This is a genomic window from Asticcacaulis sp. AC402, from assembly GCF_000495835.1.
Lineage (GTDB): Bacteria > Pseudomonadota > Alphaproteobacteria > Caulobacterales > Caulobacteraceae > Asticcacaulis.
The window spans coordinates 122,885-140,576 of the sequence record NZ_AWGC01000009.1 but is presented as its reverse complement, the minus strand read 5'-3'; the positions used below and the strand labels follow the sequence as shown (position 1 = coordinate 140,576).

The window sequence follows — 17,692 nt, the reverse complement described above, 5'->3', positions numbered from 1 at the left end:
TTATGCGTGAACAGTGACTGCCTTTCCTTAGAACGGGATTTCGTCGTCCAGATCGAAATTCTGCGCCGGCCCCGAGGCCGGAGCTTTCTGACCAGCCGACGCCGGCGGACCGCCGTAGCCGTTGTCTTCATATTCGTTGTAACCGCCACCACCGCTTTCGCTGCGGCCTCCGCCATCGCCGCGCCCGCCCAACAGGGTCAGTTCGCCGCGGAACTTCTGCAACACAACTTCAGTTGAATACTTTTCAACGCCGCTCTGGTCGGTCCATTTGCGGGTCTGCAGGCTGCCTTCCAGATAAACAGTCGAGCCCTTGCGCAGATATTGTTCGGCGATCTTCGCCAGATTGTCGTTAAAAATGACGACCCGATGCCATTCGGTTTTTTCCTTGCGCTCGCCGGTCGCTTTGTCGCGCCACTGTTCCGAGGTCGCAACGGTCAGATTGGCGACACGATCGCCAGAATTGAGGGTACGGATTTCCGGATCCTTGCCGAGATTACCGATAAGGATGACCTTGTTGACACTGCCTGCCATGGGATTTCGCCTTTATTTTCTCTGCCGCACGGTTTCCGGCGCAATTTTGCGCACGAAGCGGCAACGACTCGTTGGGATGAACATTAAAGACTTCTCCCGCTCAAGCCAAGCTTTACAGCCAGGTCGCGGCGAGAGTTAACACTTTCTTTACAGCCCTTGTTCTCACTTTGTTCCCCAAATGTCAACAGGCCCGCTAACGGCGGACCTGCCGGAATTTTTCGGTCAGTTGGTTTTCGGCAGATTGTCCGGCATTTCAACGGTGACCGGCCCCGACGGTGCCGTGTCCTCGACAACGATCGCCCCCGGTTGAACGAGACGATTGCCAGGAGCGCGGACAAGGAACGGCATACGCGGGCCTTCGTAGTGCTGGGAATAGCGGACTTCGCGATTGTTGGCCCACAGGAAGCTGCCGCCGTAACTGCCTTCGGTCACCTCACCCGCTGTACCCGTCGCCAGGCGGGTCTGGCGCAAATTGTAGATGTGGACGGCACAATGCTCCAGGCTTGGCACATCCCTGGCCACAACATTAAACTTGGGTTCGCCCGATGCGGGATGCCCGATCGAGAAACACGTCCCCGCCTCGAATGGCGCCTTCAAGCGCTGCTCACACGCAGCCAGGCCAAGCCCGGCGGTTGCCGCAAAGGCCATCATGGCCATCAGCTTCCAGTTCATCCTCGTTGTTCCTTCCTACGGCACCGTTGCCACGGAGCAACCTTGCCCCTGCTCGACCAGGGTGCGGAAATTGGCATTATCGTCGGAAACTTCAACCCGCTTGGGCACCAGGCGCAGTGTCTTGTCACCCCAGCGGCCATAGGAGGCATTGCCGGGCGAGACGCACCGGCCGTCGTACAATTGCTTTACGCACTGACCCAGAGTCAGGTTGTCCGACAGACGGTTCCATGTGTTGGAATTGTAGCGCAAACAAGGCGCTGTCGGCCCGGCTGTGGCCTGAGGCGTTTCGGGAATGATCTCTTCGGTGGGTTCGGGTTCCGTCACTTTGGCCGGAGTTCCAGGCGCAGCCGAGGACGGAGCACCCGGCACAGGCGCCAGCGACCCCGTCGGAGCGGCGGTAACATTGCCCTGGTCGTCGACGCCAACATCCAGCGCGCCCGTGGCAACACCGTTCTTCTTGGCACATTCGGCCAGGGTCAGTTCCCCGACATCGGCGCCATTGACGTAGCAGCGCAGAGGTTTCTTGGGATCCAGTTGCGGATTGGGGTCTTCGACCTTGAAGACCATACCCGGAAGTTGGCCATTCATCTTGGGATCGTCCTTATGGCCCTTGCTGAACGCCAGCCCCAGAACAACGGCCGCGAGGACGGCGACCACAGCGCCGATCGCAATGAATTGCCAGCGTGAATTACCCTTCATTGCCATAACCTTCCCCCACCGAGATAACTGCCATCACGCGACGCGGCGAAGCCAAACTTCGCCCGTCGTCAGGTTTCACTAAAGGCCTTGTTATGGTGCGGCTGTCAAGAGTATCAGCGCAGGACTCAGCCGCCGCCGGTGAGGCGGTTCAGCGCGGCCTGATAGTTCTGTATCTGATTGGTCAGATAGGCTGGCGCCTGCCCCGACGACTTGCCCTTTTTCTTGCCGTCGGTTTCCTGCGGATCACCGAACTTCAGGTAGTTGTACGCCTTCTGGACGTTCTTCATGACCCCCTGAAGCGACTCCAGGGCCGATTTGACATTGGCTTCTGTCGCCAGGTTTAGCGAACCGTCAAATTCCAGCCCCATCATCTTCTGGGTCTTGGTATAGTTGCTGGCCTTGGCGTCCATCACCTTATTGGCGTCGGCCGAGACGATCCCAGGCGCCAGGCCCAGGCCCTCCAGCGCGTCACGGCCGGACGGCCCGGCGACGAATTCCATCTTGCTGGACTTGTTCGATGGCAGGATGTTTAGCTGGCTTAGCGGCTCACCCGTCATCTTCATGATGTCGACCTTGAGCCGGTAACCCGAGCCGCGGACGATCTTCTTCGACAGACTTTCAAGGGTTTCGTCGGCATCAATGGTGATGGTCTTGCGGGCGCCCGACGACGGATCGACCATATAAAACTGATCGCCAGTGCGGACAGCCGTCGATGACACGATACGGGTATTGGCTTCAATCCTGCCCTTGACGTCGACACCCAGGTCCTTTTGCATGATGGCGCCCTGGGGCAGGCCCATGCGATCCAGCACACTGGAGCCACCCTTGGAGATGGCGATCGCATTGGCCGACACGACGCCGTCCTGGCCGGTGTAACGTTTCTGGAACTCGACATCGCCGTTTTCGATGTCCAGCTTGGCCAGGAACGCGTCCCTGACGCCCTTGCGCGTGCTGGTCGCCGTCGTCCCGGCGATCTCGCTGTCAGTATTGCCAGCGATCCAGGCCTTGCCGTCGTCAGCGAACTGGACCTTGGCGTCCTTTTCGATGCCGGCACCGCCATAATAGGCGAGCTTATCGTCCGCGGTGTTGGTCAGATCGGCATCGATCGACAGGGCAAAGGCGTCCTGCCCGCCCGAATAGCCTTTGGTCACACTGGCTGTGGTTTCCATAAGTTTGCCATTGCCGGTGGACCCGCCGAGATAGATCTTGCCGTCGATCAGAGAAAAGCCGCTGATATTACCGCCACCGATACCGCCCAGGTTTCGGGTATTGGCGACATCTGCCGCCCACGTCGTCGTGGTCTTGCCGTCGGTCGTCGTTGTGCTCGAACTGACGTCATAGCTGCGAATGATGGCATTGCCGTCTTCAACACTGGCGGCGTATACTATGTCCCCGTCAACGACCAACTGCGAGGTGGTGTCGCTGTTGGCCGTTCCGGTCTGAACCGAAAAGCGGGCGTCGCCGGTCTTCGAAAATCCCATGATGTAGCCATCATAGCCGCCAGCCGCGCCACTGCTGGCGCCGGGCACCAAGGACTTGGTCTTGCCGCCGACATAGACCGAACCATCATCGCCGAAAGCGACCGATGTCGCCTGGTCCTCCAGGGTAGCGCCGCGGCGCTGGGTCCATTCCTCGACACCATATTTGTCAAACACGGTGACGAAGCTGTCGCTGAGAGACTCATTGACACCGTTGGTGCTGACATTGGTGGTCACGGTGGCGGTCGTCGCCTTGTCGCCGGTGCCGTAGGTCTTGGTTTCGGTCTTGGATATGTTGAAGGCGCCGGTCACCGAGCCGGCCAGGGCGACGCGGTCATCGTCCGACACCGACATGGCATAGCCGGACGCTGTTTCCGACGCGCCCAGGGTGCGGGTATAGACGACCTTGCCGGCGGAGTCGTACTTGATCAGGGCGACGTCCTGTTTGCCCTTGATGGCCTGGCCGTTGATGTCGCCTTCGACATCCGCCAGGACGTAGACCGAACCGTCTGCGCCCGACACGGTCTGACGCACAGCCGTGATGTTCGGCGACAGGGCGACATTGGCCTCCTGCCCCTCCACCCAGAATTTGGTTCCGACCTTGGACGACGGATCGGCGACCAGATCGCTTTCGTCGGCCTGGAACTTGACCAGTTGCGAACTGACATCCTTGCCGACTTCGGTGACCGGTTTGCCGTCCTCGCCCTTTTTGGTCTTCCCGGCGTCATCCTTGACGACGGTTTTCTTTTCCGGATCGCCCGTGGTCTGGACGACATAGACGGCATCGGCCGTCGTCGGCGCGCTCATCGTTATGTCTTCATAGGACACGCCCTGGATCTTCAGACCATAGCTGTCGACGCCCTTGGACAGGGTGATCGTCTTGCCGTTGACCACCTGCGTCTCGGCGACGGCCGGCGTGCGGTTGACGACAAACTTGGTCGCCAGGCCCTGCTCTTTCAGCCTGGAGTTTATAAAGCCAACCACGTTCGACATTGATCGCGTTCCGGACATATCGGCCAGGTCAATATCGACATTGAACGGTGTCGCGGTACCGATCTTCTTGACCGCGATACTGAACTTGACGTCGCCTTCGAAGGCCTTGACCGAGGTGGTGGCCGAACCGGTATGGATCGACGGACCAACATAGGCCGAATTGGTCCGCCCGACCCCGACTTCGTTCTTCAGCTTTTCCGTCAGTGTACCTTCGGTAAGGCTGATGTGGTCAAACTTCGTGTCCTTGATGTAGTTCTGGACCTCACCCATGCCAGTCTGGAAACGACGCCGTACGGCCGCAAGGGTCAGGTCGCTGAGGGTGCTGTCCTGGGCCTTCTGGGCCAGCCCCTCCAGGGCGTTGAGACCTTGGTACAGGGTGAACAGCTTGGTGTAGTCTGGCGAGGCTCCATTGATATTGGATACGGAGGCATTCGGCTGGATGAAACGCTGACCGGCCAGGACGTTTTTGACCAGGGCCTTGTCGTCCATCATCCCTGAGCCGGTGCCCCACGGGGTGCGCGGCGCCTCGGCCTTGCCCGTCGGCGACGTCGTCTTGCCCAGAACAAGGCCCGAACCACCTGACGCACCTGTCCCCAGGCCAGATTTGGCGTTGTAGTAACTCGTCAGAAATGAGCTGTCGAACGAAATCACTTGGGAAATTCTTGCCGGGTCAAGAGGTTGAGTCTACCCCAGTATCCGGCAACAAAGCTTAAGAAGCGTAAACGTTTGGAGTCTACCCGATACAACCCAAAGAAAAAGGCGAGCCTGCGCTCGCCTTTTTCCCGCCGGGTTCGGAAGTCGGTGAAGGTTCTGTATCAGCCCTGGAACAGGGACAGGATCTGCTGCGGACCCTGGTTGGCGATCGACAGGGACTGCGTACCCAGTTGCTGCTGTACCTGAAGCGCCTGAAGCCGTGAGCTTTCCTTGGCCATGTCGGCATCGACCAGGTTGCCGATACCGGAACTGATCGCATCGTCCAGTTTTGCAATAAACGACAAATGTCCCTCGATCTGGCGAGCTTGAGAGCCCAGTTCACCCAAGGCTGCGTTCACATTGGAAATCGACGTATCAAGACTCGAGAGGAGCGCCGTCGCAGTTGTCGCTGTCAGAATGTTTGCATTGGTCGCCAAGGTTATAATCGCGCCACCGAACGTCAAATCCTTTACGGACAACGTAATCGTGGCATCGGCATCGGCGTTGGCAATGAACTGGATGTCATTCGTGATCGTGCCGTCGAACAGGTTGCTACCATTAAAGGTCGCATTGTCCGAGATTTGCTTGATCTGTTTTACAATGGCCTGGAAGTCGCTGTCGAGCGCGTTACGGGACGCCGTATCAATTGAACTGTCCATCCCCGCCACGACCTTTTCGCGCAGTTGGTTCATCAGATCCGAGATCGATTCACCTGCCGCCATAGAAACGTCGGCAATGGAATTGGCACGATTGAGGCTGTCGCGAACCGCGTTCAAACCGGAAAGATCGGCCCGCTGGCTCTGGGCGATCGAGTAGACCGCCGAATTATCTTTTGCTGTGGATACGTCCAGACCGGTACTGATCCGTTTCTGAACTTCATCCATGTTGCGATTGGTTGCGTTCAAATTCTGTAACGCAATCATTGCTGATGTGTTGGTATGTACGCTTGCAGCCATAGCTTGCTTACCTCCGAGGACCTGCCGACTCACACAAGTCTTAACGGTTATGGTAAGCAAAGGGTTAACGAGCGCAAACGCATTTTGCCGCACATTAAGATAATGCACGGGGACAACTTACAATCTAAAACCTTAGAACGAACGCCTAAACGTCTGTTTTTATGACGGAACCGGCTTCATAGTTACCGGACTTTTTCATGTCGAGAAGTTCCTGACGTGGCAACTGACGAACCACCTCTCCGGTGTAACGATCAATCGCTTTGTAAACCCAGTCCCCCGTATTGGGGTCCTTATCGACGGTCAGACGCAGGGAGTATTCCGGAGCCGGACCCTTATCCTGGCCTTTTTGCGACAGATCGTTGCCTTGATTCTGCTCCTTGGGAGCGGAAGCCGGCTCCGTAGCAGCAACCGGTTTGGCCGCATCCGACACCGGCTTGACCTGAGTCACGTCGGGCAACTGGGGGAAACTGACTATATTATTGATCATCTCCATCTTACGCCCGGCCCTTTGGCACGAACGCCCTCCTTCTAAAACTGCGCGCAACGGAAGTTACGCGGCGAAATGAGAGAGGGGCGGCCCTTCGACCGCCCCTCCTTCCGATTAACGGAACAGGCTCAGGACAGTCGAAGTGGACTGGTTGGCAATGGACAGGGCCTGAACGCCCAGCTGCTGCTTGGTTTGCAGAGCCTGGAGTTTGGCGCTTTCCTTGGCCAGGTCGGCGTCGACGAGGTTGCCGATACCGGAGGTGATCGAATCCTGGAGCTTGCCCACGAAAGTCATGTGGTTATCCAGGGCCTTCGAAGAGGTACCCAGACGGGCCAAAGCCGCGGAGACGTTGCTGATCGAATCGTCCAGCGTCGACAACAGGGCGTTGGCCGAGGTCGCGGTGTCGAAGGAATCGTCCGAGGCCAGGGTAACGACGGTACCGCCCAGCGACAGATCTTCGCCGGCAACAGTGATGGTCGAAGACCCATCAGCGTTGGCCAGAGCCGCGATATCAGTGTTCGTGCCGTCGACGAGGTTAACCCCGTTGAAGGTCGAGTTCGACAGAGTCTTGGTGATCTGATCACGGATCGAGTCAAAGTCCGCCTTCAGGGCATCACGGCTGGTGGTGTCCAGCGAGGTGTCGGAAGCGGCCAGGGCCTTTTCCTTCAGCTGGGTCAACATGTCCGAGACGGATTCGCCGGCCGACATCGACACGTCAACGACCGAAACGCCGCGGGACAAGGAGTCCTTGACGGCGTCGAGCGACGAAACAGTGGCGCGTTGGGATTGGGCGATGGCGTAGGCCGCACCGTCATCCTTGGCGCTGGCAACCTTCAGGCCGGTCGAGATGCGGCTTTGAGTGGAGGCCAGTTCGCTGGAGGTGCGGTTCAGGTTTTGCAGGGCAACCATGGCCCCGACATTAGTATTGATGCTAGACATTCAGTCTAATCCTTCATTCTGGAATTTTCCGGTGACATTTTGTCGACCGGTGGCATTTTGCCTACGCACACCGCTGCAAATATCGGGCCACCAGACGAGCCATGTGGAAATTATCCATGCAATTGTTTTTAAAGCAAATTTAAGCACGTCGAACACCTGATGCCCCGGCAAGGTTTGCCGACCGCAGGCAATAATTGCCGACCCGGCATTTTTTGCCGCAAACTCACCTTCGGCCTCTGGAGGACGCCAACCCGGCAACAAAAGAGCCCGGACAAATGTCCGGGCTCTGCGTACATAAACAAAGAAAAACCGGAGCGGCGAACCGCTCCGGCTGTTAGTTGGATTAGCCGCGGAAGAGGCTGAGGGCCGTCTGCGGAGCCTGGTTGGCGATAGACAGTGCCTGCACGCCCAGCTGCTGCTTGGTTTGCAGAGCCTGGAGCTTGGCACTTTCCTTGGCCATGTCGGCGTCGACCAGATTGCCGATACCCGCTTCCAGCGAATCCTGGAGTTTGCCAATAAAGGTCATGTGCGCCGTAACGGCCTTGGAATCGGTACCCATACGGGCCAGAGCTGCCGATACGTTGCTGATCGAATCATCAAGCGTGCTCAGCAGGCCGTTGGCCGAGGTCGCCGTCGCGAAGGTCGCGTCGGTGGCCAGGGTAACGATGGTACCTGCCAGGCTCAGATTTTCGGTGTCGACGGTCAGGGTTGACGAACCGTCGGCATTGGCCAGCGCACCGATACCGGTGATGCTGCCGTCAATCAGATTAATGCCGTTGAATTCCGCATTCGAAATCGTCTTGGTGATCTGGTCACGGATCGATTCAAAGTCGGACGCCAGGGCATCCCGGCTGGTGGTGTCCAAAGACGTGTCAGACGCCGCGAGCGCTTTCTCCTTTAATTGCGTGAGCATGTCCGAGATGCCTTCACCCGCCGACATGGCCACGTCGATGGAAGACGTAGCCCGGTTCAGCGAGTCCTTCACCGCGTCCAGCGAGGCCACCGATGCGCGTTGGCTTTGCGCAATCGCATAGGCTGCCCCGTCGTCCTTCGCCGTCGCCACCTTCAGGCCCGTCGAAATTCGGGTCTGGGTCGCCGCCAGCTGGCTGCTCGTGCTGTTGAGGTTTTGCAGCGCCACCATGGCGCCTTTATTGGTGTTGATCGAAAGAGACATTTGATTTTCCTTACCATTCTGGTCGGGTTCAAGCGGACATTTTGCCGTGTAGCCATTTTGGCCTACCCGATGGAAAGCAAACACGATGCCAATGAAGAGTTATGGTAAATAGAATCTTACGACGTTGAAATTGCTGATTTTAATTTCCTTGCCAAGGAGTCGAATCAGGCTATGTGGCTCCGGTCGTTCCACCACTGCACGGCAAAACATGCCCGGCCCGGCAATTTCTGACCAGACCCCAGGTGCAAAAAAGCCCGGCTTTTAAACCGGGCTTTCAAATCTCAAAAAAATGTGGTCGGCTAGTATCCGCCGCCCACCTGGCGCGGCGCGGTGGAAGAGTCTTCGTTCTGCGGTGCCAGACCCTGCATGATAATGCGGTTGATTTCGATCAGCGGACCGATCTCTTCCTGGTTCCGCATCACCATCGATGTATGCTTGTTAACCCAGATCGACAGAGAAATAATGTTCGCACGGACCATGTCCGGCAGGCCGTTGCCATCGACGGAACAATCCGCGCCCAGCGCGGACCACATGCGGCGATTCCAATCCAGGGCGTCCATGCGCTCGCGGATCAGGGAGCGGTCCATCTTTTCCGCCTCCATCAATGCGCGCGTCACCTGCCCGAACAGGCGATATTCGGTCTGACGCGGATTCTCCGCACGGGCGGCTGTGGTCTGGTACGCCTTAAGGGACATCAGGACTCTTTCTGTTACGTCAGAACCTTAAGCTCACACTGAGCCTGTGGTTCTCCCCAATCGTTCGTCTTCGTAGTCGATGAGCTTACGACAGCCCATCAACGCCTTATAATACTCCTTGGTCATTAACGACCGGGAAACGGCGACACATTCCTGCAGGACGGAAGGGTTCGCAATGACGCTCATGAACTCGGTCATGCGGCGCAGGAATTCGTCATAGTATTTATCGGCGCCGGCTTCATCCAGGTACATCATCATCACCGGGAAATAGACGTGCCGTGCCGGTGAATTGGCCTCGGCCTGCTGCATGATGTCCTTCTCACGCAGGACGGAGGCCTTGTTTTGCAATACCAGAGAACAACGGCGGTCGCCGTTTTGCACGACGGCCCCGTTCAGGACGAATCTTTCCCCAGGCTTCAGCGACAGTTTTAACGGCATTGACTTTCTCTCGGTCTGCTGGTGCGACCCGCAAACCTTATGCTTAAGGCTTATAGATCACACGGAGTTAACATCAGGTTGCCGGCCTGCCGGTAACGCGCCCACATGGGACGGATTTCTTAAGGCCAATTAAACGAATCTCGTATTAACCATGACACGAAATGCGCGCGCGGAGGAGTCGTGTCCAACTATCTGAGAAATCCCCGCATAAAGACGGGCAACCCTGTATTTGCACCAAAGCCAGTTGTGACAGCGATTCCGCTCGGAGCCGAAAATGCGGTTCCACTTGTCGGCGCCGGTCTGGTCGATCCGGCTTCGCAAATCCTGGGTGATTCTGCATCGTCCGAATCGCTGAAACGCCTCATCTCAAGTACCGACCGTATCAAGCAGATCGACACGCTGATCCTGCTCAAAGAAGCCCTGGTGATGTTCAAACGGGGGAATTGGATCCAGGGTGGTGAACTGGCTCTCAAAGCGCTGCATGTCGATGAAAAGAGCGCGCAGGCCTGGCACGTCCTCGCAATCGCGCGTGAAAAGGCGGGCGACCTGAAAACCGCCATTACCTGTTTCGAAACGGCGCTGCGAATCTCTCCGGAAGACGCCTATATCGCCAACGACCTTGGCCGCCTGGCTTTCCGGCTCAGCCTCAACGACCTGGCGCAGAAGTTCTTCCTCCATTTTCTGGCCAGTCACCCCAACCATCCGGAGGCTATGAACAACCTGGCCTCTGTGCTTCGCGAAAAGAACGATCTGGACGGCGCTATTGAGGTGCTGCAGACCGCTATCGCGGCGCATCCGGAGGACCCGCAACTGTGGAACGCGATCGGTACGGTCATTAACGCCCGCGGCGATACCGAAACCGCGGGTATCTTCTATCGGGAAGCGCTGAAATTCGACCCTGACCATTGTCACGGCAACTACAACTACGGCAACGTCCTGACGTCGCTGGGGCAGTTCGAGGACGCGCGCCGTTACTTCGATCACGCCCTGCCCCGCTTCACCGACCCGATGAATGTCTATACCTGTAAGCTGAGCATGGCGTTTGCCTACCTGGCCGAGGGCGATCTCAAAAACGGCTGGACCTGGTATCGGGCTCGCACCAAGGAAAACACGCCCGAACATACGGTTTATATGGTGCAGCGCCCGCGTTGGGATTCTGACATGCCTCTGGAGGGCAAGCGCATCTTCGTTTCGGCCGAACAGGGCCTGGGCGACGAAATCATGTTCGGCAGCCTGCTGCCTGACCTGATCCGCGAGGTCGGCCCTTCCGGACACGTCGGAATAGGTGTCGAGAAGCGCTTAGTGCCTCTGTTTCAAAAGGGTTTTCCCGACTGCACCGTCGTGCACCACCATACCGTCAAGCACCAGGGCCACACGGTACGTATCTTCCCGGATATCAAGGACTGGGGAAGCTGGGATGCCTACGCGCTTATGTGCGATTTCCTGCCACGGTACCGGTCGAAAATCGAAGACTTCACGCAGCACCAAACCTTTTTTCGCCCCGATCCGGAGCGGGTTGCCTATTGGAAAGCCATTCTCAGTGGACTTAACGACAAGCCCAAGGTCGGTGTCCTGTGGAAATCGGCCATCAGTCACTCGCGCCGCAACCGCTACTACTCGCCCTTCGACGACTGGAAGGAAGTCCTGTCGCTGGACGGCATCCAGTTCATCAATCTGCAATACGGCGACACCGAAGCCGAGATGGAAGAGGCTCGCAACCTGGGTCTGGACATCTGGACACCGCCGGGCATTGACCTGAAGAACGATCTGGACGACCTCAGTGCTCTGTGTATGGCAATGAACTGCATCCTGGGTCCGGCCAACGCCACCAGCAATATTGCCGCCGCTGCCGGCGTCAAGATTTGGATTGCCAGCCTGGCCAACACCTGGATCAGTCTTGGGACCGGCCGACTGCCCTGGTACGCCGATACGCGGTTGTTTTTCGCCGACAATGCGCTGGATTGGCAACCGGTGATGCAGGCCATGCGTGACGCCCTGATCGAGGAATTTCTGAACTGAAGCCTCACGCCCAAAAGTGGACCGCCGCTCCTGGGAACTATGTTTCACAAATCTGCATCGGCCAGTTGCTGCCAGACCTCCTGGTCCCAGAAGAGTCGTGCCTGTCCTGAGGGGGACGGCAGCACCCAGATGCGCGTTGCTCCGACCTTATCCGGCTGAAAGCCCAATGAAATGAAACCCGTCGGCCGGTTCAGAAAGGTTGAAGCTGCCGTTTTGCTGGTGAAAGCCAGGATTTTCGGCTGAACCTTCATTATTTTACCGCGCAAACCTGAGGTATCGAATGCAATCGACGGTAGTTGGTTGTCATTGCCAAAATGCAGCTTGCACAAGTCCGTGAGACCGATACCGAACTCCAGCACGCGGCTATAGTCCCTGGCCGCGATCAACTCCGGCGTCAGACCGGTTGCGAACAGCGTCCGCCAAAAGAAGTTTCCGGGATGTGCATAGTAGGCACGTGACTGAGCCGACACCCGGCCAAGCGCCGTGCCGCAGAAGACGACTTTCAGGCCCGGTGCCAGGACATCGGGGACACAATGGTCAGGCGGAAGGGTGCCGAATTTCGCAAGTTCAGTTATGGTCCGGATGTAGGTGGTCCGCGGCGAATGGCAAGAACCCGGTGACGATACCTTCGCAAAGGCGTAAAACCCAAGACAGGACGAATCACCCGAATCGCGCGCCCAAAGTCGCACACCCAGAGTCGTACATTATGACCGCCGCCGCCGCCCGCACCGACTATTGGCAACTGGCCCGCCAGCACGAGGCGAATCAAGATCTGCCCGGCGCACTCGACGCCTGGCAGCAGGCACTGATAGCGGAACCGGAATCGATCGAAATCGCCCGCCACCTCGCCGACCTCGCTTTTCGCCTGCATCTTTGGGACATGGCCGAAAAGATTCTGGCCCACCTTATCCTCAGGGGGGTGCGCGATACCGTCACAGTTACCGCCTATGCCGCCACCTTGCGCGAACAGTCGCGCTATGACGAAGCCATCGATCTGCTCAAGACCGTCGTCGGCCAATCGCCCGGGGAATCGACACTGTGGGAGGGGCTGGGTTGTGTGATGGCGGCGAAAGGCGATGCGGCCATGGCCCAAATCTTCTTCGCCGAATCCCTCAGGTTAGATCCTGACAATATCCATGCCCTGTTCAACCGCGGCTGCGCACTGATCGACGCTGGCGACCTTCGGGCCGGTCTGATCGATGTCCGCACCTGCGCCGAACTGTTCCGCAATCCTGGCAACTGCAACAGCGCCGTCCTGGTCAGCGCCCACACCGCCCTGGCGCAGGGTGACCTCAAGAACGGCTGGGCGTGGTTCGAGGCACGGCACAAACGTGGCACGAACGGCCAGGTCCATTACGACCTCAAAATGCCCCGTCTGACCGCCATCGAAGGTTTGAGTGGAAAACACCTTTTCGTTTCGGCGGAACAGGGCCTGGGTGACGAAGTGCTGTTTGGGTCGCTGCTCCCGGACATCGAAGCCGCCATCGGCCCCAAGGGTCGGTTGGGCATCGGGGTTGAACCAAGGCTGGTTGCATTGTTTTCCCGAAGCTTCCCCAACGCCACTGTCGTGGCGCATCAAACCCGCACAATCAATGCCCGCATCATCCGCCACTTCCCGGAATTGGACCCCAAACCCTTCGACTCCTATGCTCTTCTGGGCGATTTTCTGGCGACCTTTCGGGGCGAGCCCGGAGATTTCCGAAATCCAAGGGCCTTCCTGAAGCCACATCCGCAACGCCAGGCATGGTGGCGGCAGTATTTTTCGCGTCTGGGCAGCCAGCCCAAGGCAGGCGTCCTATGGAAAAGCCTGAAAACCGGCGCCGAGCGCGACCGCCATTTTGCCGGCTTCGATCTGTGGCAGGATCTTCTGGCCACGCCTGGCATAACCTTCGTCAATATTCAGTACGGCGATTCTGCGCCCGAAATGGCGGCTGCACGCGCTGCCGGCCTTGATGTTCACACGCCAGAAGGTGTAAATCTGAAGGACGATCTCGACGATCTTGGGGCGCTGTGCACGGCGCTGGATGTGGTTATCGGGCCATCCAACGCGACGACCAATATTGCCGCCGCCTGCGGTGCGCGTACCTGGCTGATCGGCAGTCGGTACAGTTGGTTGCGCCTGGGGATGGAACCATTTCCTTGGTATCCGAAAGTCCGCTATTTCGACACGCCCGGCCCAGGCGAGTGGAAGCCGGCCCTGGAGCACGTCCGCGATGAGCTTACCGGCCTGGCTCAGGCCTTGTAGGGTTCCATATCAGGATCAAGATAAGCATTGTTGGCCTCGCGCGCCTTGGCCGCGGCATCATCGTACAAGAATGGCAGGAAGGCGTAACGCCGGCCCCTGGTGATTTTCGACACAGCGTGCAGCAGGGCGCATGAGAAGACGACGGCGCCACCGACCGGCGGCTTGAAGCTGCGCGGACCATATTCCGGAAAACTGAGTTCTCCGCCCTCGAAGTCTTCGTTGAGATTGATCGTCACGGCAAAGCGGCGATGCGCCGTGCCCTTGGTGACATTGTCGCGGTGGGGACGAAAATGGCCCCCGTCCTCTTCGGTGTAGCAGCCGATAATGTAGCGCTCCATGCGCGTTGCGTCGAAGTTGTGGATCTTCTTCACCTCTGGGACGATACGGCGTATGACCCGCGCCTGAAGCTGCTTGATCAGTTCACGATCCTCGATGGTGACATCGCGGCGGCGTTTGAAACTATGGTCGTGAACGGGCTTGGTGACGCCGTCAATCTCGCGCATGACGCCACTTTCTTCGTGGTCGCCGTCCTCATAGATGCTGATCAGCTTGCGGCAGAATTCTGGTTCGAAGACGCGGGGCAGGTAGAGGACCGGCGCCATGATTTCGACTCCGGCAAAACGCTCCGGCGGCGGCAGAGACTCGATAACCGCAAACAGGGTGGCCAGGTTGCTGCCGTCCTCCATAATCGGAAAGACCTTCAGAACGCGCAGGGTCGGGTCCAACAGCAGCCAGAACCGGCGATACGCCAAAGGGCCCGAGGTCGGCAGGGCGCCATACAGGCGCGATACATTGCCGTCGAAGTCCCAGAAATGGCGCTGGCCCGGCATGTATTCCTTCAGCCGTTCCTGCTCGCGGTCCTGGGGATCGACGCTGACACCGAAAAAACAGATCTTGGCATCGTCAAACAGGCCACGATTAGCCATGATCGCCGCCAGGGCATTTTGCACCACAGGGTCGCCGGCCGTGCCAAAAAAGCCCATCAGGACATAACGGCCACCAACTGACGAAAAGGCATAGTTCGGGTGGCTGGTGCTGACCTGATGAAACCAGGGAACGGGATCGCCTGTCAGCAGGTTACGGTACACCGGGCGTGGCGGCGCTACATCGGCGATGGTGTCGCTCAGGACATGTTCGGTGGTATCAGATTGCACAGTCATGACGCCAAATTAGCTGGCTTCTTTTCGGCTTTCAATGCGCCATGTAAAGGTTCAGCAAAGTGTTGTGCAACAGGGCACGCGTTGTACCCCCGAAGGCGAATTCGCGCAGACGCGACCGGCCGAACGCCCCGGCGACCATGAAATCGGCACCATGGCGTTCATTGGCGTCAAGCAGCAGGGGGACGACATCGCCCTTTGGCAAAGGATCGGTTTGCGCCAGAATGCCGTGGGCGCCATAATAGTCGGCGAGGCGACGAAGGTCGGCCGGGCTGTCGCCGACCGGCGCGCCGATAATCACCACCTTGCCGGCCTTTTTCAATAGAGGCACAGCACGTCGCGCGGCGCGCGACGACGGTTCCTTGCCGTCCCAGGCAACCAGGGCCGTGCCGCCCAGATTGAACGGCTTGCGGGCGATAAACACCCCCGCCCGCTCCTCCATCAACACCTGCTGGAAGGCTTCGGACAGCAGACCCTGGCCCTTGGCACTGGTCTCACCGAACACCACGAGGTCCGACAAGCGTGTTTCCAGCGCCAGGTCCTGCCAAACCGGCGAATGGAGAACGGTAAAGGTCTTGGCGGCATAGGCAACGGCATCGAAATGCGACCGGGCGGTCACCTCGGATTCTTCCGCGGCGACTTTCAAGCTGTCAATCGTCGACATCTGGACGGTGCCCATGAAGCCTTCGCCCAGCCAGGGTGCCAGTTCGGCGGGATCCGGCGGCGCAAACAAGACGTTCAATCGCGCTGCAAAGGCTGCGGCGATCTGCGCGCCCAGTTCCAGGACGATGGTTTCGGTGGCCGCGCCACTGACCGGTAAGCTGATACGCGACCACGCCTGGCGGTTCGAATCGGTCATAAAAGGCTCCGCTTTTTTGTGCATAGACAAGAATCAGACCGCGACGGCGGTCAAGGCCCGCACTATACATGGCTGACCATAAAATCCCCATATGACACGAAGGGTCTTATGTCCACGCGACAGCGCCAAACCGCCAGAAAGTCCGTTCGCGATACTGCGCCGCGCGCCTGGCAACGTATGCTGTCGGGACGCCGCCTCGACCTGCTGGATCCCCACGCCATCGATATCGAGATCGACGACATTGCTCTGGGTCTGTCGCGGGTGGCGCGATGGAACGGCCAGACCCAGGGCGAGCACGGTTTTTCCGTTGCCCAGCACAGCCTGATCGTCGAAGACATCTGCGGTCATATTGACCCCAAGATCAACGTTCCGCACCGACTTATGGCCCTGCTGCACGACGCGCCGGAATACGTTATCGGCGATATGATTTCGCCGTTCAAAAACGCACTGGGCCTGGATTACAAGCGTTTCGAAGCCCACCTTGAACAGGCTATCCATGTTCGCTTCGGCCTTCCGGCCCTTATGCCTGCCGCGGTCAAAAGGCTGATCAAGCAGGCCGATCACGCCTGCGCCTATTTCGAAGCGACGCAATTAGCCGGGTTCGGCGATACCGAGGCGCGGCAGTATTTCGGTGAACCGCCCGACGGCTACAAACTGCGCCTCGATCCCCTGCCTGCGAAAGCGGCGTCCGAGGCCTTTCTGGCCCGGTTCGATGCCCTCATCCGCCAAATGAAGGCCTGACGACATGGGATTAGCAATAGAGTTATCGGCGGTCGTGGTGACGGTCAGGGCCAACGAGGCCATGGTCTTGTGCCTCAACCTGCCGGCAGGCAGCGCCGCGGCCCGCGCCCTGCCGTCCGGTCCCTTCGCCCCGCAAAGCCACCGGACCTTCGACCTCGCCCTGCGCGCCTTTGTTCACGACCAGACCGGTTTCGACCTCGGCTATGTCGAGCAGTTGTACAGTTTTGGCGACCAAGGCCGCGAGACCACGGCCGTGGCAGGGGCTGACCGGGTCATTTCGATCAGCTACCTGGCCCTGACGCCGGATGGCGATTTCACCGGCCGGATCAATGCCGATTGGGTGCCGTTCCACCACTTTTTCCCATGGGAGGATTGGCGCAGCGGCGAACTCAATGCCGCGCTTGATGCCCTGCGCCCGGCCCTGGATGCCTGGGCGGACACCGATCTGCGCCGCAGCCGTGTGGCGACCCTGCTGCCGACCGACTTCGATAACTGGAATGAGGAACGGGTCCTCGATCGCTATGAGCTGTTGTACGAGGCCGGCCTGATCGCCGAGGCCGGCCACGGGGCCCTGCCACCGCACAGCGGCGAACCCATGGCGTCTGACCATCGCCGTATCCTGGCAACGGCTCTGTCACGTCTGCGCGGCAAGGTAAAATACCGGCCAGTGATTTTCGAACTGATGTCGGAACGGTTCACGCTGCTGGAATTGCAAAAATCGCTGGAGGCCCTGACCGGCGTTAAACTCCACAAACAAAACTTTAGGCGCGCCCTGGAACGCACAGGATTCGTTGAGGCTTTGGGCATATTGCGCGAGGATACCGGCGGCCGCCCGGCGGAACTTTACCGCTACGACCGCGACCGCTTCCGTTTCAGCCCCTCATCGGGTCTGAGCCTGCCAAGGGTTTAGAGCGCA

The 17,692-nt window shown here is 58.7% G+C and carries 17 protein-coding genes; 4 read left to right on the top strand and 13 right to left on the bottom strand.

All coding sequences use genetic code 11. The annotated features are described in order from the left end of the window. Positions 1-27 precede the first annotated feature (27 nt). The 10 genes from ssb to flbT form a co-directional block, all read right to left on the bottom strand. The gene (ssb, locus tag ABAC402_RS25700; RefSeq protein ID WP_023448561.1) at positions 28-531 is read right to left on the bottom strand and encodes a single-stranded DNA-binding protein; all 504 of its coding nucleotides are present in this window, start codon (positions 529-531) and stop codon (positions 28-30) included. A gap of 222 nt (positions 532-753) precedes the next feature. After that, positions 754-1,203, bottom strand: coding sequence for a hypothetical protein (locus ABAC402_RS25695; RefSeq protein ID WP_023448560.1), 450 nt, complete (start codon positions 1,201-1,203; stop codon positions 754-756). 15 nt (positions 1,204-1,218) lie between these two features. Continuing rightward, positions 1,219-1,908 carry a hypothetical protein gene (locus ABAC402_RS25690; RefSeq protein ID WP_031235268.1) on the bottom strand — a complete coding sequence of 230 codons (690 nt, stop codon included), beginning with the start codon at positions 1,906-1,908 and terminating at the stop codon, positions 1,219-1,221. A 119-nt stretch (positions 1,909-2,027) separates the two neighbouring features. Continuing rightward, complete coding sequence (locus ABAC402_RS25685) at positions 2,028-5,024, bottom strand: hypothetical protein (RefSeq protein ID WP_023448558.1); 2,997 nt, start codon at positions 5,022-5,024, stop codon at positions 2,028-2,030. 164 nt (positions 5,025-5,188) lie between these two features. After that, a complete protein-coding gene (locus ABAC402_RS25680; protein ID WP_031235267.1) occupies positions 5,189-6,022 on the bottom strand; it encodes a flagellin in 834 nt (277 codons plus the stop codon). Between the two features lie 145 nt (positions 6,023-6,167). Continuing rightward, positions 6,168-6,509, bottom strand: a complete 342-nt coding sequence (locus tag ABAC402_RS25675) for a flagellar protein FlaG (protein WP_040409837.1) — start codon at positions 6,507-6,509, stop codon at positions 6,168-6,170. A 114-nt stretch (positions 6,510-6,623) separates the two neighbouring features. Beyond that, entirely contained in the window at positions 6,624-7,448 is an 825-nt protein-coding gene (locus tag ABAC402_RS25670) for a flagellin (protein WP_023448555.1), read from the bottom strand. Between the two features lie 343 nt (positions 7,449-7,791). Further along, complete coding sequence (locus tag ABAC402_RS25665) at positions 7,792-8,622, bottom strand: flagellin (RefSeq protein ID WP_023448554.1); 831 nt, start codon at positions 8,620-8,622, stop codon at positions 7,792-7,794. 299 nt (positions 8,623-8,921) lie between these two features. Then, positions 8,922-9,317 (bottom strand): flagellar biosynthesis regulator FlaF, encoded by a 396-nt coding sequence (gene flaF, locus ABAC402_RS25660; RefSeq protein WP_023448552.1) that lies wholly within the window; start codon positions 9,315-9,317, stop codon positions 8,922-8,924. Between the two features lie 33 nt (positions 9,318-9,350). Beyond that, positions 9,351-9,755: a flagellar biosynthesis repressor FlbT gene (flbT, locus tag ABAC402_RS25655; RefSeq protein WP_023448551.1), complete on the bottom strand. Its 405-nt coding sequence runs from the start codon at positions 9,753-9,755 to the stop codon at positions 9,351-9,353. A gap of 246 nt (positions 9,756-10,001) precedes the next feature. On the opposite strand from flbT, the gene ABAC402_RS25650 reads away from it, so the two are divergent. Then, positions 10,002-11,774 carry a tetratricopeptide repeat protein gene (locus ABAC402_RS25650; protein WP_023448550.1) on the top strand — a complete coding sequence of 591 codons (1,773 nt, stop codon included), beginning with the start codon at positions 10,002-10,004 and terminating at the stop codon, positions 11,772-11,774. Between the two features lie 44 nt (positions 11,775-11,818). On the opposite strand, the gene ABAC402_RS25645 is transcribed toward ABAC402_RS25650, so the two are convergent. After that, a complete protein-coding gene (locus ABAC402_RS25645; RefSeq protein ID WP_023448549.1) occupies positions 11,819-12,463 on the bottom strand; it encodes a mismatch-specific DNA-glycosylase in 645 nt (214 codons plus the stop codon). 17 nt (positions 12,464-12,480) lie between these two features. Between ABAC402_RS25645 and ABAC402_RS25640 the strand changes: the two genes are divergently transcribed. Further along, positions 12,481-14,019 carry a tetratricopeptide repeat protein gene (locus ABAC402_RS25640; protein WP_023448548.1) on the top strand — a complete coding sequence of 513 codons (1,539 nt, stop codon included), beginning with the start codon at positions 12,481-12,483 and terminating at the stop codon, positions 14,017-14,019. Here the strand turns inward: ABAC402_RS25640 and ABAC402_RS25635 are convergent. Then, positions 14,007-15,179, bottom strand: coding sequence for a 2OG-Fe(II) oxygenase (locus ABAC402_RS25635; RefSeq protein WP_023448547.1), 1,173 nt, complete (start codon positions 15,177-15,179; stop codon positions 14,007-14,009). The two genes, ABAC402_RS25640 and ABAC402_RS25635, sit on opposite strands and share 13 nt — an antisense overlap. 31 nt (positions 15,180-15,210) lie before the next feature. After that, positions 15,211-16,035 (bottom strand): universal stress protein, encoded by an 825-nt coding sequence (locus ABAC402_RS25630; RefSeq protein WP_023448546.1) that lies wholly within the window; start codon positions 16,033-16,035, stop codon positions 15,211-15,213. Positions 16,036-16,143: 108 nt separating this feature from the next. Between ABAC402_RS25630 and ABAC402_RS25625 the strand changes: the two genes are divergently transcribed. Next, complete coding sequence (locus tag ABAC402_RS25625) at positions 16,144-16,776, top strand: YfbR-like 5'-deoxynucleotidase (RefSeq protein WP_023448545.1); 633 nt, start codon at positions 16,144-16,146, stop codon at positions 16,774-16,776. 4 nt (positions 16,777-16,780) lie between these two features. Beyond that, positions 16,781-17,686, top strand: coding sequence for an NAD regulator (locus tag ABAC402_RS25620; RefSeq protein WP_031235262.1), 906 nt, complete (start codon positions 16,781-16,783; stop codon positions 17,684-17,686). Positions 17,687-17,692: the final 6 nt, after the last annotated feature.